17 protein-coding genes are annotated in these 19,599 nt (G+C 71.9%); all 17 read right to left on the bottom strand.

Annotated features, from left to right (window positions below; translation table 11 throughout):
* Positions 1–20 precede the first annotated feature (20 nt).
* The 17 genes from fusA to IFT72_RS13250 all read right to left on the bottom strand — a co-directional run bounded on the left by fusA (position 21) and on the right by IFT72_RS13250 (position 19,528).
* Positions 21–2,138 (bottom strand): elongation factor G, encoded by a 2,118-nt coding sequence (gene fusA, locus IFT72_RS13170; RefSeq protein WP_056057409.1) that lies wholly within the window; start codon positions 2,136–2,138, stop codon positions 21–23.
* An 86-nt stretch (positions 2,139–2,224) separates the two neighbouring features.
* Positions 2,225–2,695, bottom strand: coding sequence for a 30S ribosomal protein S7 (rpsG, locus tag IFT72_RS13175; RefSeq protein ID WP_056057412.1), 471 nt, complete (start codon positions 2,693–2,695; stop codon positions 2,225–2,227).
* Positions 2,695–3,069 (bottom strand): 30S ribosomal protein S12, encoded by a 375-nt coding sequence (rpsL, locus tag IFT72_RS13180; RefSeq protein WP_043593380.1) that lies wholly within the window; start codon positions 3,067–3,069, stop codon positions 2,695–2,697. The genes rpsG and rpsL overlap by 1 nt, the downstream gene beginning before the upstream one ends.
* 291 nt (positions 3,070–3,360) lie before the next feature.
* The gene (locus tag IFT72_RS13185) at positions 3,361–3,936 is read right to left on the bottom strand and encodes a DUF6121 family protein (protein ID WP_185233886.1); all 576 of its coding nucleotides are present in this window, start codon (positions 3,934–3,936) and stop codon (positions 3,361–3,363) included.
* 113 nt (positions 3,937–4,049) lie between these two features.
* A complete protein-coding gene (locus IFT72_RS13190) occupies positions 4,050–5,417 on the bottom strand; it encodes an NHL repeat-containing protein (protein WP_192046716.1) in 1,368 nt (455 codons plus the stop codon).
* 423 nt (positions 5,418–5,840) lie between these two features.
* Positions 5,841–6,617: a hypothetical protein gene (locus IFT72_RS13195; protein WP_185233890.1), complete on the bottom strand. Its 777-nt coding sequence runs from the start codon at positions 6,615–6,617 to the stop codon at positions 5,841–5,843.
* A gap of 1 nt (position 6,618) precedes the next feature.
* Positions 6,619–7,278 carry a hypothetical protein gene (locus IFT72_RS13200; RefSeq protein ID WP_156370125.1) on the bottom strand — a complete coding sequence of 220 codons (660 nt, stop codon included), beginning with the start codon at positions 7,276–7,278 and terminating at the stop codon, positions 6,619–6,621.
* A complete protein-coding gene (pilM, locus tag IFT72_RS13205; RefSeq protein ID WP_192046717.1) occupies positions 7,275–8,324 on the bottom strand; it encodes a type IV pilus assembly protein PilM in 1,050 nt (349 codons plus the stop codon). Before pilM ends, IFT72_RS13200 begins: the two co-directional genes overlap by 4 nt.
* Before the next feature lie 28 nt (positions 8,325–8,352).
* On the bottom strand, positions 8,353–9,195 hold the full coding sequence (locus IFT72_RS13210) for a prepilin peptidase (RefSeq protein WP_192046718.1): 843 nt from the start codon (positions 9,193–9,195) through the stop codon (positions 8,353–8,355).
* A complete protein-coding gene (locus tag IFT72_RS13215) occupies positions 9,192–11,000 on the bottom strand; it encodes a hypothetical protein (protein ID WP_371741296.1) in 1,809 nt (602 codons plus the stop codon). Before IFT72_RS13215 ends, IFT72_RS13210 begins: the two co-directional genes overlap by 4 nt.
* The gene (locus IFT72_RS13220; RefSeq protein ID WP_192046719.1) at positions 10,997–11,683 is read right to left on the bottom strand and encodes a prepilin-type N-terminal cleavage/methylation domain-containing protein; all 687 of its coding nucleotides are present in this window, start codon (positions 11,681–11,683) and stop codon (positions 10,997–10,999) included. Before IFT72_RS13220 ends, IFT72_RS13215 begins: the two co-directional genes overlap by 4 nt.
* On the bottom strand, positions 11,680–13,095 hold the full coding sequence (locus tag IFT72_RS13225) for a carboxypeptidase-like regulatory domain-containing protein (RefSeq protein ID WP_192046720.1): 1,416 nt from the start codon (positions 13,093–13,095) through the stop codon (positions 11,680–11,682). Before IFT72_RS13225 ends, IFT72_RS13220 begins: the two co-directional genes overlap by 4 nt.
* Before the next feature lie 97 nt (positions 13,096–13,192).
* On the bottom strand, positions 13,193–13,633 hold the full coding sequence (locus tag IFT72_RS16720; protein ID WP_371741297.1) for a type II secretion system protein: 441 nt from the start codon (positions 13,631–13,633) through the stop codon (positions 13,193–13,195).
* A 261-nt stretch (positions 13,634–13,894) separates the two neighbouring features.
* On the bottom strand, positions 13,895–15,127 hold the full coding sequence (locus tag IFT72_RS13235; protein WP_185233902.1) for a type II secretion system F family protein: 1,233 nt from the start codon (positions 15,125–15,127) through the stop codon (positions 13,895–13,897).
* Complete coding sequence (locus IFT72_RS16515; protein WP_305798365.1) at positions 15,127–16,980, bottom strand: type IV pilus twitching motility protein PilT; 1,854 nt, start codon at positions 16,978–16,980, stop codon at positions 15,127–15,129. The genes IFT72_RS13235 and IFT72_RS16515 overlap by 1 nt, the downstream gene beginning before the upstream one ends.
* Before the next feature lie 127 nt (positions 16,981–17,107).
* The gene (locus IFT72_RS13245; RefSeq protein WP_056057451.1) at positions 17,108–18,769 is read right to left on the bottom strand and encodes a GspE/PulE family protein; all 1,662 of its coding nucleotides are present in this window, start codon (positions 18,767–18,769) and stop codon (positions 17,108–17,110) included.
* A gap of 207 nt (positions 18,770–18,976) precedes the next feature.
* Complete coding sequence (locus IFT72_RS13250) at positions 18,977–19,528, bottom strand: GNAT family N-acetyltransferase (RefSeq protein ID WP_056057454.1); 552 nt, start codon at positions 19,526–19,528, stop codon at positions 18,977–18,979.
* Positions 19,529–19,599: the final 71 nt, after the last annotated feature.

Here is a 19,599-nt window from a genome sequence, read left to right on the forward strand (position 1 = left end):
AACGGCCGCGAGATTCGGGACTATTCGCCCTTGTTCTTCTGGATGATCTCCTCGGCCACGGCCGAGGGGACTTCCTGGTACGACTCGAACGTCATCGAGTAGACGGCACGGCCCGAGGTCTTCGACCGCAGGTCTCCGACGTAGCCGAACATCTCCGACAGCGGCACGCTGGCCCGAACGACCTTCACACCACTGGCGTCTTCCATCGACGAGATCTGCCCGCGACGCGAGCTGAGGTCGCCGATGACGTCGCCCATGTACTCCTCGGGCGTACGCACCTCGACCGCCATGAGCGGCTCGAGGAGAACGGGCTGGGCCTTGCGAGCCGCCTCTTTGTAGGCGATCGACCCAGCGATCTTGAAGGCCATCTCGGACGAGTCGACGTCGTGCGCCGCACCGTCGAGGAGCAGGGCCCGGACGCCCACGGTCGGGTAGCCCGCGAGGACTCCGACCTGCATGGCGTCCTGGATGCCCGCGTCGACCGACGGGATGTACTCGCGCGGCACGCGGCCACCGGTGACCTTGTTGACGAACTCGTAGGTCGACTCGGCCGTGACCTCGAAGGGCTCCAGCGCGATCTGGACCTTGGCGAACTGGCCCGAGCCACCCGTCTGCTTCTTGTGGGTGTAGTCGTAGCGCTCGATGCCCTTCTTGAGGGTCTCGCGGTACGCGACCTGGGGCTTGCCGACGTTGGCCTCGACGTTGAACTCGCGCTTCATGCGGTCGACGAGGATGTCGAGGTGGAGCTCGCCCATGCCCTTGATGACCGTCTGGCCGGTCTCGGCGTTGAGCTCGACGCGGAACGTCGGGTCTTCTTCGGCGAGCTTCTGGATGGCCAGCGAGAGCTTCTCCTGGTCGGCCTTCGTCTTCGGCTCGATGGCGACCTCGATGACGGGCTCGGGGAAGGTCATCGACTCGAGGACGACCTGGTCCTGCGGGTCGCACAGGGTGTCGCCGGTGGTCGTGAACTTGAGGCCGATGACCGCGTAGATGTGGCCGGCGGTCACGCTGTCGACCGGGTTCTCCTTGTTGGAGTGCATCTGGAAGATCTTGCCGATGCGCTCCTTCTTGTCCTTCGTGGAGTTGACGACCTGGGCGCCCGACTCGATGGAGCCCGAGTAGACGCGGACGTAGGTGAGGCGACCGAAGAAGGGGTGCACCGCGACCTTGAAGGCGAGGGCCGAGAAGGGCTCCGTCGACTCGGGCTTGCGGATGATGACCTTCTCGGCGTCACGCACGTCGTGGCCCTCCATGGGGGGCACGTCGAGGGGCGAGGGGAGGTAGTCGATGACCGCGTCGAGCATCGGCTGCACGCCGCGGTTCTTGAAGGCCGAGCCACAGAAGATCGGGTAGACCTCGCTGTTGACCGTCAGCTTGCGGACGGCGGCCTTGATCTCGGCGACGGTGAAGTCGGTGTCGCCCTCGAGGTAGCGCTCCATGAGAGCGTCCTCCGCCTCAGCCACGCGCTCGATGAGCTTCTCGCGGTACTCGGCGGCGCGGTCGGCCAGGTCGGCCGGGATCTCCTCGATGTCGTACTTCGCACCGAGCTCGACGTCGCCCTTGGCGTCGCCGCGCCACGTGAGCGCACGCATCTCGACGAGGTCGATGACGCCCTCGAACGAGCTCTCGGCACCGATCGGCAGCTGCATCACCAGGGGCTCCGCGCCGAGGCGGTTGACGATGGTGTCGACGGTGAAGTAGAAGTCGGCGCCGAGCTTGTCCATCTTGTTGACGAAGCAGATGCGGGGCACGTCGTACTTGTCGGCCTGACGCCAGACGGTCTCGGACTGGGGCTCGACGCCCTCCTTGCCGTCGAACACGGCGACGGCGCCGTCGAGGACGCGGAGCGAGCGCTCCACCTCGACGGTGAAGTCGACGTGGCCGGGGGTGTCGATGATGTTGATCTGGTTCTTGTTCCAGAAGCACGTCGTGGCCGCCGACGTGATGGTGATGCCGCGCTCCTGCTCCTGCGCCATCCAGTCCATCGTGGCCGCACCGTCGTGGACCTCACCGATCTTGTGGGTGATGCCCGTGTAGTACAGGATGCGCTCGGTGGTCGTCGTCTTGCCAGCATCGATGTGAGCCATGATGCCGATGTTGCGGACCTTGTTCAGGTCGGTGAGCACGTCCTGTGCCACGGGTTCCTCCGAAGGGGTAGGTGGGGAGTTGTGGGAGCCGGGGAGGCGCGGTGCGGGGAGTGCCCGCGCCGCACCTCATCGACTGGTTACCAGCGGTAGTGCGCGAAGGCCTTGTTCGCCTCGGCCATCTTGTGCGTGTCCTCGCGACGCTTGACAGCGGCGCCGAGGCCGTTGGAGGCGTCGAGGATCTCGTTCATCAGGCGCTCGGTCATGGTCTTCTCACGACGAGCCTTGGCGTACGAGGTCAGCCAGCGGAGCGCCAGGGTGTTGGCGCGGTGCGGCTTGACCTCGACGGGGACCTGGTAGGTCGAGCCGCCGACGCGGCGCGAACGCACCTCGAGGGTCGGGCGCACGTTGTCGAGCGCCTTCTTCAGCGTGGCGACGGCGTCCTGGTCGTTCTTCGCGGCGACGCCGGCGAGGGCACCGTAGACGATGCGCTCGGCGAGGCCCTTCTTGCCGTCGAGGAGGATCTTGTTGACGAGCTGGCTGACGATCGGCGCCCCGTAGACGGGGTCGGCGACGACAGGGCGCTTGGGCGCGGGTCCTTTACGAGGCATTACTTCTTGTCCTTCTTCGCACCGTAGAGGCTACGAGCCTGCTTGCGGTTCTTCACGGCCTGGGTGTCGAGGGCGCCACGAACGATCTTGTAGCGCACGCCGGGGAGGTCCTTCACGCGACCGCCGCGGACGAGCACCATCGAGTGCTCCTGCAGGTTGTGGCCCTCGCCGGGGATGTAGGCGGTGACCTCGGTGCCGTTGGAGAGCTTCACACGGGCGACCTTGCGGAGCGCGGAGTTCGGCTTCTTGGGGGTGGTGGTGTACACGCGGGTGCACACGCCACGCTGCTGGGGGTTGGACCGCAGGGCGGGGGCCTTGGTCTTGACGACCTTCGGCGTACGACCCTTGCGGACCAGCTGCTGGATGGTTGGCACTGGTTCTCCTAGATTGCGCTCTGCTCGTGCAGGGCTCTGCTCTGTCCGACCGGACGGTCGGCATCCTCGTCGTGCCTCACGCCGGCGCCGCACCCGGAGGTGCTCACCAGCGCTGAGCCCGACCGCGGCGCTGCTCGAGAGACGAGGCCGCTGGTCGTCGTGGACGGCCTGGAGGCCACCACGAGAGACGGTGCATCCGACCCCCACGACCGGGCGGACCCCGTCGTGGTGCGGATTTTTCGGGCGCGCCGTTGAGCGCACACCCGATAGAGCATAGCTTCCGGTAGGGGCTTAATCAAATGATCGCGGGCTGCCCCGGGACGGGTCGACGCGCGACGCCGCCGCGACCCCGAGCACCACGAGCCCGGCCCACAGGGCGCTGCCGAGCACGAACGGCGAGAGGACGTACCGGCCCGCGAACAGGACGGCCGCGGCGCCGTCGTCGCGCACCAGCGCGTAGCCGACCGAGCCGACGACGACCATGGCCGCCCAGACGAGGAGGGCGGTGACGAGGGCCGGGGGCAGGAGGCGCGGGGCCGGGGTGCGGGGCGCGCCCGCGCCGGGGCCGTCGGCGGTGCCCGTCGGGGCCGGTCGGCCCGGGCCGACGCCGTCGGCGGGCTGGGCCGGGAAGGTGCCCCGCGACTCCGGCGCCCTGCCCTCGGCCCGGTCGGCGACCGCGGCCGAGCGCATCAGCGCCAGGAGCACGACGAGCAGCGCCGCGGCCGCCATGGCGGGGCCGAGCAGAGTGCCGGCGTCGGGCTCGCTGATGACGTCGCGGTCGAGGAGCAGGCTCTCGAAGCCGGCCGTCGCGATGAGGAGCGCGGCGAAGAGCACCGTGCCCATGAGTGCGTACACGGCCCTGGTCATCCCGCGAGCGTACGCCGCGCCTCCGACAGGGCCCGGGCGGACGACGGGACCGCCCCGCCGCGCCTCCGGGGAGGGGGGCGGGGCGGTCCCGTCGAGCGGAGCGTCGACCCGCGTCAGGCGCGGCGGCGTGCCCGCCCGGCGCGGCCCGCGGCCACGGCGGTCAGGGCGAGGCCCAGGCCGACCAGCACGGCGGCGATGCCGAGCGGCGTCGTCGTGTCGGAGCCCGTGAAGGCGAGCTCGCCGTCGGCCGGGTCAGCGGCGGCGCGGGTGGCCGTCGGGGTGAGGCGCGTCGGAGCCCCGGCAGCCGGCGTGGTCGCCGCGGGGGCGGCCGCGGCGGGCGTCGCCGGGGTGGTCGGCACGGTCGGCGTCACCGCGGCCGGGGTGGTCGGGGTCGTCGGCGTGGTGGGGGTCGTCGGCGTGGTGGGGGTCGTCGGCGTCGTCGGGGTGGTGGGCGTCGTCGGGACGACGGCCGCCGCGGTGATCGCGAGGAACTGCAGGCGGTCGGTGTCGCTGTCGGTCACGACGACGGTGTCGCCGTCGACCGCGACGCCCCACGGGTTCGAGAAGGCGCAGGCGTCGGCCCCGCCGGCCCCCACGGTGGTCCAGGTCTCGCCCTCGCGGACGAGGAGGACGTCGCGGGCCTCGTCGGTGACGTAGATGCGGCCGGCGGCGTCCACGGCGATGCCCGCGGACTCGTCGAGGCGGAAGGGCACGGCGATGGTCGACACCGTGCCGTCGACAGCGACCACGCGCACCTCGTCCGCGGGACGGTCGATGACGTAGACGAGGCCGTCGGCGCCGACGGCGACGCCGATCGTGCCGTCGGTCGTCTGCGGGTCGCTGGCGGGCAGCACGACGGCCCACGTGGTCTCGCCGGGGGCGAGCGCGACGACCTGGTCGGTGTAGCCGGTCGTGGCGTAGACGGTGCCGTCGGCGGCGACCGCGACGCTGGTCACGCGGTCGAAGCCGGCGTAGTCGGGCAGGGCCGTCCAGACCTGGGTGTCGGGCTGGTAGCGCAGCACGCGGTCCGCCTCGGTGTCGGCGACGACGAGGCTGTCGGCACCGGCGGCGCTGCCGTCGAACGCGAGGCCGAAGGCCTGGCCCACGGGGCCCAGGTCGGCGCCGGGCGCGGGGGCGTCGGTGTAGGTGCCGTCGGCCGCGCGCTGGTGCAGCACGCCGGTGGCCGAGTCGAGCACCCAGATGCTGTCGCGGGCCGTGTCGACCACGACGCCCTTGGGGTAGTCGAGGCCGTCGGCGCGGCCGGGGACGTCCTCGGACGTCGTGCACGACAGCGTGGCCGGCGCGGTGGCGGCGAGGGCGGAGGGCGCGGGGAGGAGGACGACGGAGGCGGCGAGCAGGGCCGGGATCGCGACCGCAGCCAGGCGGGTGCGACCGCTGAGGCCGCGCCTCCCGGCGTCGGTCGGGACGGTGGAGGGCAGGGCGGGGCGCGCGCCAGGGCGCGCCGACGAGGACATCGACATTCGGGTGTGCGACTTTCGTGCGGAGTGGTTCGCGACCGCGGGCGTTCGGGGCGCCCGGGACGACGAGCTGGGTGGGCTCGGCGTCGTCGTGGTGGGTGGCCACGAGGGGCAGGTCGCGGGCGCGCCCGGTCGGGATGGTCGGGCGGCTCTCCTGGAGACTACGGGCTCGGGCCCGGGAGGGCGATGTGGACGACGGGTGGTTCCCCCCGCCCGGGGGGCGTGGTGGCCCTCACCCGGGGTACACGGGGACCGGGCGGTCGGGGCGGTGGCGGGGGACACGCGCGCGGTCGTCGTCGCCGTCGTCGCCGATCGGCCCCCGACGACGCCGGTCGCCCCGGACGACGAACGAGTGGTCACGACGTGCTCCTCCGCCGGGGCGGGGAGGGCACGTCGTGACCACTCGAGGGTCGTGCAGGTGGGGGGCTACTCCCCCGCGGCCGTGCTGTCGTCGGCGTCGCCCTCGGCCTGCGCGGTCGGCGTCGTGGTGGCGTCGGTCGGGGTCGAGGCCGCGTCGAGCAGCACGTAGACGTTGCCCGAGACCGTCCAGCTGTCGGGGGCCGCGCCCTCGCTGCCGGCCTCCTCGCTGCCGGAGCTGCCGAAGGTCTCGAGGGCGAACAGCCGGCTGCCGCCCTGGAGGGCCGCGACGAAGTCGAGGGCGTCGGAGTACGAGCCCTCGACCGTGATCGAGACCGGCACGACGGAGAAGTTCGCCGCGGTGATCGCCGGGTCGCTCACGAGGTCGGGCGCCGTGGGGGCGACGGGCTCCGCGGCCGGCGCGGCCGTGGCGGCGTCGGTCGACTCGGCCGTGGCGTCCGTGGAGGCCGCGGCGTCGGCCGGGGCGGTGGCCGCGACCGGGGCGTACGCCTCGGCCTCGGTCGTCGTGATGTCGACCACGGTCGTGCTGGTCTCGTCGGAGAGCCGGCTGACCTCGCTGATGAAGGTCGAGAGCGACGCCGACGACGGGATCGCCGTCTGCAGCGTGCCGAGCTCGGACCGCAGCGCGGGCAGGGCGTCGTTGTCGGCCTGCAGCTGGGCGATCGCCGCCCGGATCTGCTCGTTCTGCGTCGTCACCGTCGTGATCTGCTCGCGCGACGCGGTGGCCGCCGAGAGCTGCGGCTGGACGCCGAGCAGGAAGCCGAGGGCGAGCACCACGACGGCGGTGCCCATCGCGGCGAACATCATGAGTCGGTTGCGGTCCACGTCAGTCGTCCTTCTCGTCGAACCGGCCCGAGAAGGCGTCGGCGGTGATGTGCATGGTGACGGTCGCCTCGTAGACGCCGTCGGAGAAGGCGACCGACCCGGGGGTCGCGTCGGCGAAGCCGGGCAGGGTCGCGAGGCCGTCGAGCCAGACCGGCACGGCGGGCAGGGTGGGGCTCGTCGCGGTGAAGACGACGGTCGCGACGCGCGAGCCCTCGAGCGGGGACGTGCCCTGCGCGTACGACTCGAGCGGCGAGGCCTGGTCGAGCGAGACGCTCGTCACGGTGACGCCGACGGGCAGGGTGCCCTGCACCGAGCGCAGGTAGGTCGCCCAGTCGATGTCGGTGGAGCCTCCGACGGCCTGGCCCGACTCGATCAGGTCGACCTGCGACTGCGTGTCGCGCACCTCGGAGAACTTCGCCTGCTGCGCGAGCAGCGTGCTCGTCTCGCTCTGGACCACGGTGAGGTCGTCGGCCGCGGAGAGCGAGCCGAGGGTGGCGGCTCCCGAGGCGACGACGGTGGCGGCCACGAGCACGACGACGCCGAGCCAGGTGCGGCGCGTGGTCGAGGCGGCGCGACGCTCGGCCCGCACCTCCGGGGGCAGCAGGTCGACGCGGGGGGCGCCTCCCACGGTGATGGCGGCGTCTCTCTTGGACGATCTCATGCGGCGCTCCCGAGGGCGAGGCCCAGGGCCACGGTCAGGTCGGAGGGGCGGGCCCGGAGGGCCGCCTCGTCGACGGTCTTGGCGACGGCGACCGTCGCGAGGGGGTCGCCGAGGGCGACGGGGAGGCGCGTGACCTCCGACAGGGCGTCGGAGAAGCCCGGCATGGCGGAGCCTCCCCCGGCGAGCAGGATGCCCGCGACGGGGTTGGCGGGCCGCGTGTTGACGAAGTACTGGACGGTGTTGCGGAGGCTGCCGAGCAGGTCGTTGGTCGACTCGAAGATGGCCGACGAGGCCGCCTGCTCCTGCGGGGTGGTGACGACTGTCGAGAGGCCACGGGCGTGCTTGAGCTGCTCGGCCGCGGCCGGGCCGGTCTCGAGCGCGGCGGCCACGGCCTGCGTGATGTCGTCGCCGCCCGAGGGGATGATGCGGACGAACTGCGGCACGCCGTCGGTCACCATGACGACCGAGGTCGTGTTGTGCCCGATCTCGACGACGGCCACCGTGCCGACCACCCGGGGGCGGTTCACGAGGAGGCGCACCGTCGCGAACGGGATGAGGTCGACGCCCAGCGTGGTCAGGCCGGCGAGCTTGCTGGCACGGACGTTGCCGAGCACGGCGTCCTTGACGGCGGCGATCAGCAGCCCGTTGACGACCGGGCCGTTGTCGCCCACTCCCTCGCTGTACGGGTAGAAGTCGAGGAGCGCGTCGGCCACCGGCACCGGCAGCATGTCCTGCACCTGGAAGGGCAGCGCCTCCTTGATCCGCTGCGGCGACATCTTCGCGACGGTCAGGTCGCGGGCCAGCACGCGCTGGTTGCCCATGCCGAGCACGACCCGCTTGCTCTTGAAGCCGCCGGCCGACCAGAGCTGCTTGAGCGAGGCGGCGACCGTCTGCGGCTCGAGCACCTCGCCGCGGCTCGCCGCGCCCTCGGGCAGCTCGACCTCGGCGAAGCGGACCACGGTCGGCTTCGCCTTGTCGGCGTCGGCCACCTCGACGGCGCGCACGGTGCGGCTGCCGATGTCGATGCCCACGATGTTCTTGCCCATCAGTGCTGCTCTCTGTCAGGTCGCCTGGTCATGCCAGGCCGAGGAGGGTGAGGTAGCCGGTGGCGACGATGCCGCCGGCGAAGACGCCGACCCAGGCGCCCGCGAGCATCCAGGGTCCGAAGGGGATGCCGCCGCTGCGCTGCACCCGGCGGGTGGCCAGCAGGACGACCGAGAAGAGGCCGCCGAGCAGGAAGGCCGCGAACGACCCGACGGCGAGCTCGGCCCAGCCGAGCCAGCCCAGGTAGAGGCCGAGCACGCCGGCGAGCTTGATGTCGCCGAGGGCCATGCCGCCCTTCCAGCCGAGGCCGAGAGCCAGGTAGAAGAGGAACATCGCGGCGAGGCCGACGCCGGCACGGAGGAGCGCCGCCCAGTCGCCGACCAGCGCGCTCGAGGCGGCGAGGAGGACGCCGCCCACCGCGTAGCTCGGCAGGACGATCGCGTCGGGCAGGCGGTGGTGCTCGACGTCGATGACGGCGAGCGCGACGCTCGCGCCGGCCAGCCAGAGGAAGGCGAGCAGCGCGAGGAGGCGCGACACCAGCGGCAGGACCTCCGTCGGCACGTCGGTGAGCGGCCAGAGCCGCGCCGCGACGACGAGGAAGAAGACGCCCGTGGCGAGCTCGACGATCGGGTAGCGGGCCGAGATCGCGGCCGAGCAGTCGCGGCAGCGGCCGCGGAGGGCGAGCCAGCTGACGACGGGCACGTTGTCACGACGGCGGATGGGCGAGCTGCACGACGGGCAGGCGCTGGCCGGGCGCGCGATCGAGACGCCGGCCGGGACGCGGTGCACGACGACGTTGAGGAACGAACCGATGAGGAGGCCGAGGCCGCCGGCGACGAAGACGGCGACGAGCCAGGGGGCGGCGGCGGTCACGAGGCGGCTCCCGTCGAGCGGTAGGCGGGCAGGACCTCGGTCTGCGTGGTGATGCCGTACGAGGTGGTCACCGGGCTGAGGAACTTCGGCGGCGCGAGGTAGCGCAGGCGGGCGTCGTAGCCGTAGGCCTTGATGTAGCCGTTGGACCCGTTGCGCACGACGCCGCGGAAGGCCTGGGCGATCGAGCCGGTGACCGTGAGCGTGCCCCGGTCGCCGCCGCGCCCGTAGTTCTGCACGAGGAAGGAGTGGTTGACGGAGATGATCGCCGCGTCGATCTCACGACCGGAGTCGCCGAGCATGGACGCCCCCGAGCTCGCCGAGACGGGGTTCCAGACCCAGGCGATCCCGTCGGAGGCGAGGCCCAGGATGTTCGTGCTCGCGTTCGCCTCGGCGTAGACGACGTCGCCGGTGACGTAGAGGTAGTTCTGGGCGGCCACCGTCAGCTGGCCCTGGAAGGTGCCCTTGACGAAGACGTCGCCGCTGCGGGCACCGTAGGCGCAGGCCCCGGTGCCGGGGCCGCCCGTGGTCGACGAGGTCGGGACGGACTCGCCCGACCGCGGGTAGCCGACGTGGTTGTTGCCGCACGACGTCTCGGTGAGGTCGCCGACGGACGCGGCGGCGTTGACGTTCTGCTTCGCGGCGCCGGCGACCGGGACGGGGATGGCCTGCACGTAGACGATGTTGTTCGCGGGCACGGGGATCGTCGCGCCCTTGGCCGAGCCGAGCTGGCCGTCGGCCGTGCCGGGCAGGCCGCAGTCGGCCGTGGCCGTGCCGGCGGTCGCGTCGGCGTTCGAGATCCGGGTCATCTTCGTGTAGGGCGACTTGACGGTCATCTTGCCGTCGGCGGTGAAGACGATGTCGGTGGGGCCGGTGTAGAGGCAGCCGGGCCGCGGGACCTCGCTCGGGATGTCGGTGCGCATCTCGCGGATCTTGTCGCCGAGGGTGTCGGGCATGAGGACGCTCGAGACCTGGTCCGGCCCGGCGCCCACGACACGCTCCTTGAGGAACTTCTGGCCCGAGCAGGCGTAGCCGTTCGAGTCGACCTTGCTGTACGACCGGCCGTTCGTCGGGTTCGCGGTCGTGACGGTCTGCTCGAAGGTGGCGGAGCAGACGCGCATCGTGTCGTTGGAGTGCGCCGGGCCGGCGATGACGTCGCCGCCGCTGAACGCGATCTCGCCGCAGCCGTCGTCCTGCGTGCGGCCCTCCCACGCGTGCTTCTTGCAGTCGGCGTTCGACTTGCCGGTCAGCGTCGGGTCCTGCGACTCGATGTCGGTGAAGTAGAGGTAGTCGATGAAGCCCTTCTGCCGCAGGTCGGCGATGACCGTGCGCGTCGCGCTGCCGACCTTGCCCGTCGAGCGGATGCGGAGGGCGCCGGTAGCGACGAACTTCGAGTTGTCGACCTCGTAGCGGAAGCTGGCCCGTCCGCCGCTCGAGGGCACGGCGGCCCAGGTGCCCGTGGTGCCGGTGCCGAAGGCCGGGTTGACCTGCGAGCCGGTGGGCAGCGACACCGAGCTCGCCGTCGTCTTGCTGAAGGGCGCGGCGGGGTTGCCGAACTGCTGGTAGCTGTTGTCGTTGGCGAGGCGCGCCTGGTACTCCTCGACGCCCGCGTAGGCGGCGGAGAGCGCGGCGTTCCAGTCCTGGTCGGTGTCGGCCTTCTTCAGGCCGCTCGTCGCCACGGTGAGGGCGGTCGCCGCCATGATGATCAGCACCATGCCGAAGATGAGGGTGATGGCCATGGCCATGCCCCGGTCGTCGCGGAGGCGGTCGAGCCGGTCGAGGCGGAGCGTGCGGCGGAGTCGGATCACGAGACGGACCCCCCGAGGAGGTTCGAGAGCGAGACGGTGTTCTGCAGCGTCACGGTCTGGGCGGTGCGGGCGCCGGCGCGGTCGACCGCGAGGCTGATGCGGACGGCCGCGATGGACGACATCTGCGTCGCGGTGAGAGCGCCGGAGGCATCGGGCACGAGCTGCTTGCCGCTGAAGTCGACGTAGCTGAAGAGGGGCGTGCCCGAGGCGGCCGTGCTGAGCACCGAGCCGCCGATGACGCGCTTCGTCGCGGTCGCGGTGAAGGTCCAGTAGTCGGCCGCGGAGGCACCGACGACGGTCGACTCGACCAGGGTGCGGTCGGGCTGGACGGTGAACGACACCTTGCGGGGCACCGTCGCGACGGAGTCCGCGGTGTTCAGGGCGGTGGTCAGGGTGAGGGCCTCGGTCGTGGCGACGCTGAAGGAGGGCGTCTCGGTGCCGCCGGGCACGGGGATGGTGCGGGCGGCGCGGATCGTGCGGGTGAGGTCGGCGAGGCCGGTCGACGCGACCCGCGTGTTGAGGTCGATCGAGCGGGCCTGGCTGGTCGCCTTGGCGAGCGAGATGAAGGTCGTCGACACCACGGTGATGACGATGCCGAAGACCATCATCGCGACGAGCAGCTCGGCGAGGCTGACGCCCGCGTCGTCACGACGTCGGGAGAGCAGCGCGCGCAGCGCGGTCACGAGGCGGGCCTCGGGTCGAGGCTGACGACGTTGGTGCCGGCGCCGCCGCCCCCGAAGATCGTGCCGAGGATCGTGCCGATCAGGCCGCTGAGGGTCACGCCGCGGAAGGTCGACGTGGTGCTGTTGCCCGAGGTGATCGCCCACGTGCCGTAGGGAAGGGCCAGGGTGACCTCGTTGGCCGACGTCTTGCCCTTGACGGAGAACTCGTAGGTCTGCGGGACCGCGCAGCCCGGGTCGCCGTTGAGGGCTGCGGTCGAGACGGCCCGGACGACCTTGTCGTTGCCGTCGGCGAGCTTGATCGTGGTGACGCCCATGGGCAGCGAGTAGCTCGCCTTCTTGTCGGAGGCCGCCACGAAGGGCTGCACAGGGGCCGTCTTGCCCGCGGCGTTGGCCGGCCAGAGCGAGGGGTCGGGCGACAGGCAGCTGCCGCCGGCGGTGCCGGTCGGACGGAAGTCGCCGGCGACCATCCGGTAGCCGGTGCTCAGGGGGTAGAGCCAGACGTCGGCGGGGGTGCCCGACGTGGTGGTCGGCGACGGGCCGCCGAGCACGGTGGTCTTGAGGTTGTCCGGCAGCAGCACGGTGCCGCCGGTGTAGTTGGAGGCGTACTTGATCGCGTAGTCGTCGCCGAGCTCGTAGGTGAACGGCACGGGGGCCGAGTCGCCCTTCGCGACGACGACGGTCTTGACCGGAGCGGAGGCCTGCGACGCGTCGCGCCACGGGGCCGCGTCGGAGCGCGAGATGGTCACCTTGTACGCGCCGGGCAGGATCTTGATCGCGACGGCGCAGCCGTCGGCGTTCGTGGCGGCGGGCTTCGAGGCGGCGGTGAGGGCCTTGCCGGGCGTCGACGACCCGGTGTCGGGCTCGACGGTGACGACGACCCCGGGCACGGCTGCGCCCTGGGAGTCCTTGACGCCGATGAGGATCGTGCCCGTGTCCTGGTCGTTGAGGCGGCTGTTCGGGGCGAGGATCGTGTCGCTGGTCACCGGGGAGTCGGGGCTCCGCATGCCGGTCCAGGTCACGGCCACCTGCAGGCGCTTGTAGAACAGCGAGCCGTTGCCGGTCGCGGCGGCCGGGGTGCACGTCGCGTCGACGCCGGTGGTGGTCTGCCAGGCGGCGGTCTGGGCGACCTTGTAGGTGACGCCGCCGACGTCCTTCGTGGTCGTGGCCGAAGTCACCTGGATGACGTCCGCGACGCCGCGGGCGACGTCGACGGCCTCGGAGGCGAGGTTCGTCGCCACCTCACGGCTGCGGTTGTCGCTCGAGATGGAGAGCGTCAGGCCCACGGCGACGACGGAGCCGACGGTGATGACCGCGAAGACCAGGAGGGCGACGACCACCTCGACGAGCGAGAGGCCGGCGTCGCGGTCGGCCGGGTCGGCGGGCCGGAGCCGGTCGCTGAGGAGCTGGAGCATGGTGGGTCACCTCCCGGTCGGGTCAGGGGTGGAGTTGCGGGGTGGGGGCGGAGCAGGGCGGGAGGCGAGGCGCGGGGGCGCCTCGCCTCCCGGTCGGTCAGTTGGCGCAGGCGCCCTCGACGACGGCAGCGGCCTCGGTGATGCTGAAGGCCTTGCCGGTCTTGCCCGTTCCGTTGATGCAGAAGGTGGTGGAGCCCGCGACGGGTGCCGTCTTGAAGGAGAGGGTGTTGTCCGCGCTGACGGTGTAGCCGTACTTGCCGAGGTCGGCGGCCGTCAGGGTCTTGGGCAGGTTGCCCGTGTCGGTCTGGAACCCGATGACCGCGGTCTTCGCGTTCGAGAGGTCGCTCTTCACGGAGGCGTCACGGGCGTTGTTCTGCACGCCGAGGTACACCGGGATGGCGATGGCGGCGAGGATGCCGATGATGATCACGACGACGAGGAGCTCGATGAGCGTGAAGCCCTTGTCCTTGTCGGCGGCGAGGTTCTGGCGGCGAGCGTTGAGCTTGCCCATGAGCGCGAAGTACATGAGGGAGTCCATTCCGGGTACGGGGTGCAGGGGGAGTGATCGGCAGCGGTCACTGATCACCGCCGGGAACGATGCTGCCAGCGGGCCGCAGCCCCCGGAATCCCTTGGACGGGGGGTTATGCCCTGCGACACGGCCCCAGTCCGGGGCTCCCCCGAACGGGACAGAACCCCTGGTCACGCCTCGATCACACCCGTACGGGGCACACGCACGGAGGACCCCTTCCGGGCGACAGGTGTCGCCCGGAGGGGGTCCCGGGCCGTGCGGGCCGAGCGCTACTTGATCAGCGAGGTGATCTGGAAGATCGGCAGGTAGAGCGCGACGATCATGCCGCCGACCACGACGCCGAGGAAGGCGATCAGCAGCGGCTCGATCAGCGCGGTGAGCGACTCGGTGGTCGACTTGACCTCCTGGTCGTAGAAGTCCGCGACCTTCTCGAGCATGGTCTGCAGCGAGCCGCTGTCCTCCCCCACCGCGATCATCTGGGTCACCATCGACGGGAAGACGCCGGAGGCGGTGAGCGGGCCGGCGATGGACTCGCCCTGCCGGACCGACTCCGCGACCTCGACCAGCGCCTCCTCGAGCACGTAGTTGCCCGAGACCTCGCCCACGATCCGCAGCGCGGTGAGGATGGGCACGCCGGCGCCGATCATGTTCGAGAAGTTGCGGGCGAAGCGCGCGATCGCGATCTTGCGCAGCAGCACGCCGAAGACCGGCAGCTTGAGCTTCAGCGGGTCGAGGCGCGAGCGCACCTTGACGCTGTTCTTGTTCGTGCGCCACCAGATCGAGAACGCGATGCCGATCACGAGGCCCGCGGGCACCACGTACGGCATGGCCCGGGACGCGTAGACGAGCATCATGGTCGGCAGCGGCAGCTGACCACCCAGGTTCGTGAACATGTCCTGGAAGATCGGCACGATGAAGAGCAGCATCACGACGACGGCGACGAGCGACATCACGAGCACGACGACCGGGTAGGTCATCGCCGACTTGATCGTGCCGCGGAGGGCGACCTCCTTCTCGAAGTTCTCGGCCGTCGACTCGAGCGCCTTGTCGAGGAACCCGCCGGTCTCGCCCGCCTTGATCATGTTGATCATCAGGGGCGGGAAGTCCTTGTCGTGCTTGCCGACCGCGTCGGAGAACGAGACCCCCGTCTCGACGTCGTCACGCACCTCCCCCATGATCTTCGCCAGGCGCTTGCTCTCGACCTGGTCGGCGAGGATCGTCAGGGTGCGCAGCAGCGACAGGCCCGACCCGATCATGGTCGCCATCTGGCGCGACATGACCGCGATGTCCTTCATCTTCACGGCCTTGTCGCCGAGGCCGGGGATCGACACCTCGCGCTGCAGGCCGGTGCCGGCCGCCGCCTCCGTGATCGAGATCGGCTGGACGCCCATCGTGCGCAGGCGCGTGATGACCGCGCCCTCGCTCGAGGCGTCGACCTTGCCCTTGACGACCTTGCCCGCCGTGTCGCGCCCCTTGTAGGCGTAGGCGACCGCGCCGGCCATCAGGCGTCGCCCCGCGAGAAGGCGTCGCCGAAGTCGATGCCGCTGTCGAGGCCCTGCGACTCGCTCTTGTTGATGACGCGCGTGACGAGGCGGTCGAAGCCCTCGCGGTCGTGCACCTTCTCCATCGCGGCCTTGTGCGTCACCACGCCCGTGTTGACGAGGTCGGCGAGCTTCTGGTCCATGGTGTGCATGCCGAGGTCACGGCCCGCCTGCATCGAGGATGCGATCTGGTAGGTCTTGCCCTCGCGCACGAGGTTGCCGATGGCCGGCGTCATCATCATGATCTCCGTCGCGACGACCCGGCCGCGGCCGCTCGCCTTGGGCAGCAGGGTCTGGCAGACGACGCCGCGGAGCGTCGAGGCCAGCTGGGTGCGCACCTGGTCCTGCTGGTGCGGCGGGAAGACGTCGATCACGCGGTCGATCGTCTGCGCGGCGCTCTGCGTGTGCAGCGTCGCGAAGACGAGGTGCCCGGTCTCGGCGGCCGTGAGCGCCACCGAGATGGTCTCGAGGTCGCGGAGCTCGCCGATCAGGATCACGTCCGGGTCCTGGCGCAGCACGTGCTTGAGGGCGGCGGCGAAGCTGTGGGTGTCGTGCCCGACCTCGCGCTGGTTCACCAGCGAGCGCTTGTGCTGGTGCATGAACTCGATCGGGTCCTCGACCGTGACGATGTGGTCGGCCCGGGTGCGGTTCACCAGGTCGATCAGCGCGGCGAGGGTGGTCGACTTGCCGGAGCCCGTGGGGCCCGTGACGAGCACGAGGCCGCGGGGCAGCTTCGCGAAGGTCGACACCGACTCGGGCACGCCCAGCTCGTGCAGGGGCTTGATCTCGGTCGGGATGAGGCGGAACGCCGCCCCGAGCGAGCCGCGCTGCTGGTAGAAGTTCACGCGGAAGCGCGAGTCGTCGGAGAGCGACCAGGCGAAGTCGAGCTCGAGCTCGTCGTCGAAGCGCTCCTGCTGCTCGGGCGTGAGCAGGCTCGCGAGCGCCGCGGCGACCGTCACGGCGTCCCACGGCTCGGGCGAGGTGTGCGTCGGCTGCAGGGAGCCGTCCACGCGCAGCGTGGGAGCGGCGTCGACCGTGACGTGGAGGTCGGAGGCGCCGCGCTGGACGACCTCGATCAGGGCGGCGACGAGACCGGGGTGCGCCGTGGTGCGGGCGTGCTCGTGCAGCTCGATGCCGAGGTCGGTCGCCGAGACGACGGGCAGGGCGGCCGTGACCGGAGCCGCGGGCGAGGCGACGGGGGCGGCGTGCTGCGGCTGGGGCTGCGCCACGGCGGCCGCCGCGGGGAGCACGGGGCGGGCGGCGGGAGGCGTCACGGGCACGGGGGCGGAGGCGGACACGTGCATGACGGGCGCCGGGGCCGGAGCAGCGGCCGGAGCGGCAGTCGGCTCCGCGACGGCCACCGGGGCGACGGCCACGGGCGCGACCGACACCGGCGCGACCGACACGGCCGGCTCGTCGGCCATGTCCGCGATCGCGTCGAAGCGCGGGTCGCTCCAGCTCGGCGTGGCCGGGGCGCGCGTGAGCCCCGCGACCGCCGGCGACGACGGGGCGCGACCGCTGCCGACCTCGGCCGCGGCGGACGCGACCGCCGCGCCGAGGGCCTCGGCGAGGCGCGCGGCCCGCCGACTCGAGGGCGCGGGCGTCGGGGTCCAGCCCAGCACCGCCTCCTGGTCGCCCTCGAGCGCGTAGACGTGCTTCGTCGGGTCGACGGGGGGCGAGGCGGGCACGAGCGTCACCGGCGCGGGCGGCTCCCACGACGTCGCGGGCGTGTCGGTGCTGACCTCGCGGCCGGGTCGGCCGGGGGCCCACCCGTCGGCGGCGTGGGGCTCGTCGGGGATCTCGTAGACGCTCATGCGGCGGCCTCCGGGGCGGTGGTGGCGGATCGGGTCTCGGGGGCGACGACGCGCGTCGCGGGAGCAGGTGCAGGTGCCGCAGCCCCGGCGGGGGCCGGGGCCGGGGCGGAGGAGGCGCGGGGCCGGGTCACGCGACCACCCGCAGGATCTCCTCGACGCTGGTGAGGCCGAGCTTCGCCTTCTCCCAGCCGTCCTGGCGGAGCGTGAGCATCCCCTGCTCGCGGGCGGTGCGGCCGATCTCGGCGCTCGAGGCGCGGGTCACGGCGAGGCGCTCGATCTCCTCCGAGACGCTCATCACCTCGTGCAGGGCGATGCGCCCGCGGTAGCCCGTGTTGGAGCACTGCTGGCAGCCGACGGGCTGGAAGACCGTCGGGTCCTCGCCGTCGCGCAGCTCGAACTTCAGCGCGGCGAGCTGCCGCGGCGAGTAGTTCGTGGGCTGCTTGCAGCGGTCGCAGAGGCGCCGGGCGAGGCGCTGGGCCACGACGCAGTCGATGGCGCTGCCGACGAGGAACGGCTCGATGCCCATCTCGGTGAGCCGCGTGATGGCGCTCGGGGCGTCGTTCGTGTGCAGCGTGCTGAGCACGAGGTGGCCGGTCAGCGACGCCTCGATGGCGATCTGCGCGGTCTCGTGGTCGCGGATCTCGCCGAGCAGGACGACGTCGGGGTCGGAGCGGAGGATGCTCCGCAGCGCGCTCGCGAACGTGAGGCCGGCCTTCGGGTTGACCTGCACCTGGTTGATGCCGCGCATGCGGTACTCGACCGGGTCCTCGACCGTGATCACGTTGATCTCGGGGCGGGCGACGGCGTTGAGCGTCGTGTAGAGCGTGGTCGACTTGCCTGAGCCCGTGGGGCCCGTGACGAGGATCATGCCGTACGGCTTCGAGTACGACGCGGCGTAGACGTCGAAGTTGCGCTCCAGCAGGTTGAGGTCGCGGAGGCTCATCGACGTGTTCGAGTTGTCGAGGATCCGCATGACGACCTTCTCGCCCCACACCGTGGGCAGCGTCGCGACGCGGAGGTCGATCTGACGGCCGCCGTGACGGACCGACATGCGGCCGTCCTGCGGCTTGCGGCGCTCGGCGATGTCGATCTCGCTCATGATCTTGAGGCGCGAGATGACGCCGTTCTGGATGGCCTTCGGGGCCGGCTGCATCTCGTGCAGCACGCCGTCGATGCGGTAGCGGATCCGGACGTCGGTCTCGCTCGGCTCGATGTGGATGTCGGAGGCGTGGTCGGTGATCGCCTGGCTCACGAGCAGGTTGACGAAGCGCACGATGGGCACGTCGTCGTCGGGGCCGTCGGTGATGTCGGCCGCCGCCTCCTGCGCCTTCTCCTCCTCGAGCGTGCTCGTGAGGTCGTTGAGCTCGTCGTCGGCGCGGAGGTAGCGGTCGATCGCGGCGAGCAGGTCGCCCTTCTCGGCGACCACGGGGTCGACGCCGATGCGGAGGCCGGCGCGCACGTCGTCGATGGCGAAGACGTCGCCCGGGTCGGCCATCGCGAGCAGAAGGCCGCCGTCGCGCACGCCGATGGGCAGCACGCTGTGGCGGCGACAGACGGCCGCGGGCACCATCGTGACGGCGGCGCGGTCGACGGGGTAGTCGATCAGCTCGACGAAGTCCATGCCGGCGGCCTGCGCACGGGCACGAGCCACCTGCGAGGTGGTCACGACGCCCTGCGACAGGAGCTCGCGGATGGAGGCCTCCTCGTCGGTGGAGCGGCGACCGACGCGGTCGAGGTACTCCATGGGCAGCAGGCCGTGCAGGATCAGGATCTCGGTCATGGAAGCCACGGGACGTACCTCCTCGGTACAGCCGCCGCGGGTGGTCGGGATCGCGTCGGCACGGTCGCCCGGGTCGGGAGTCCGAGCGGTGTCCACGCTAAGGCGAGCGGCCCTCGGGGGCACGTCCCAGAGCGGGTGCCCCCGCAAGGGGGCACAGGGCGTCACCCGTCGCCCGGGCGGGCGGGCCGCGGGCGGCCTGCGGGAGGCGCGGGCCGGCTACCCGAGGACGCGCTGGTACAGCACGTGGTCCTGCCACCGCCCGGCGATCCGGAGGTAGCTCGGCGCCGTGCCGATCAGCGTGAACCCCGACGCCTCGAGCACGCGCCGGGAGGGCACGTTGTGCGGCAGGGCGCTCGCCTCGAGGCGGTGCAGCCGCAGGCGCGTCGCGGCGAGGTCGGCCACGACCGCCACGGCCGCCCGGGCGAGGCCCCGGCCCGTCCGCTCCCGGTCGACCCAGTAGCCGACCGAGGCGGCCTGGACCGGGCCACGGACGATGTGGTTCAGCGAGATGCCGCCGACGACGCGGTCGCCGTCGGGTCCGCGCTCGACGAGGTGGAGGGGCAGGGCCTCCCCCGAGTCCGCCGCCGCGATCCGTGCCGTCAGCAGGGCGAGCTGGCCGGCCGGCTCGAAGAACGAGGCCGGGCGAGCGGGGTCCCAGGGGGCGAGGTGGTCGCGGTTGCGCGCCTGCGCGGCCGCCAGCGACGCGGCGTCGCCGACCCGCGCCTCCCTCAGGGTGACGTCGTCGGTGAGGGCCTGCTCGAACTGCACCCCACCGAGCGTAGGCGCGGGCACGACGAAGGGCCCCGGCTCTCGCAGGTGCGAGAGCCGGGGCCCTTCGT

Origin of the sequence: Frigoribacterium sp. CFBP 8754 (genome assembly GCF_014841815.1) — a bacterium.
In the GTDB taxonomy this organism is placed as follows: domain Bacteria; phylum Actinomycetota; class Actinomycetes; order Actinomycetales; family Microbacteriaceae; genus Frigoribacterium; species Frigoribacterium endophyticum.

Excerpts from the sequence above, each read along its gene's own strand:
- rpsG (WP_056057412.1), bottom strand. The coding sequence starts at position 2,695 with ATGCCTCGTAAAGGACCCGCGCCCAAGCGCCCTGTCGTCGCCGACCCC.
- IFT72_RS13185 (WP_185233886.1), bottom strand. The coding sequence starts at position 3,936 with ATGACCAGGGCCGTGTACGCACTCATGGGCACGGTGCTCTTCGCCGCG.
- IFT72_RS13190 (WP_192046716.1), bottom strand. The coding sequence starts at position 5,417 with ATGTCGATGTCCTCGTCGGCGCGCCCTGGCGCGCGCCCCGCCCTGCCC.
- IFT72_RS13200 (WP_156370125.1), bottom strand. The coding sequence starts at position 7,278 with ATGAGATCGTCCAAGAGAGACGCCGCCATCACCGTGGGAGGCGCCCCC.
- pilM (WP_192046717.1), bottom strand. The coding sequence starts at position 8,324 with ATGGGCAAGAACATCGTGGGCATCGACATCGGCAGCCGCACCGTGCGC.
- IFT72_RS13225 (WP_192046720.1), bottom strand. The coding sequence starts at position 13,095 with ATGCTCCAGCTCCTCAGCGACCGGCTCCGGCCCGCCGACCCGGCCGAC.
- IFT72_RS16720 (WP_371741297.1), bottom strand. The coding sequence starts at position 13,633 with ATGGACTCCCTCATGTACTTCGCGCTCATGGGCAAGCTCAACGCTCGC.
- IFT72_RS13235 (WP_185233902.1), bottom strand. The coding sequence starts at position 15,127 with ATGGCCGGCGCGGTCGCCTACGCCTACAAGGGGCGCGACACGGCGGGC.
- IFT72_RS16515 (WP_305798365.1), bottom strand. The coding sequence starts at position 16,980 with ATGAGCGTCTACGAGATCCCCGACGAGCCCCACGCCGCCGACGGGTGG.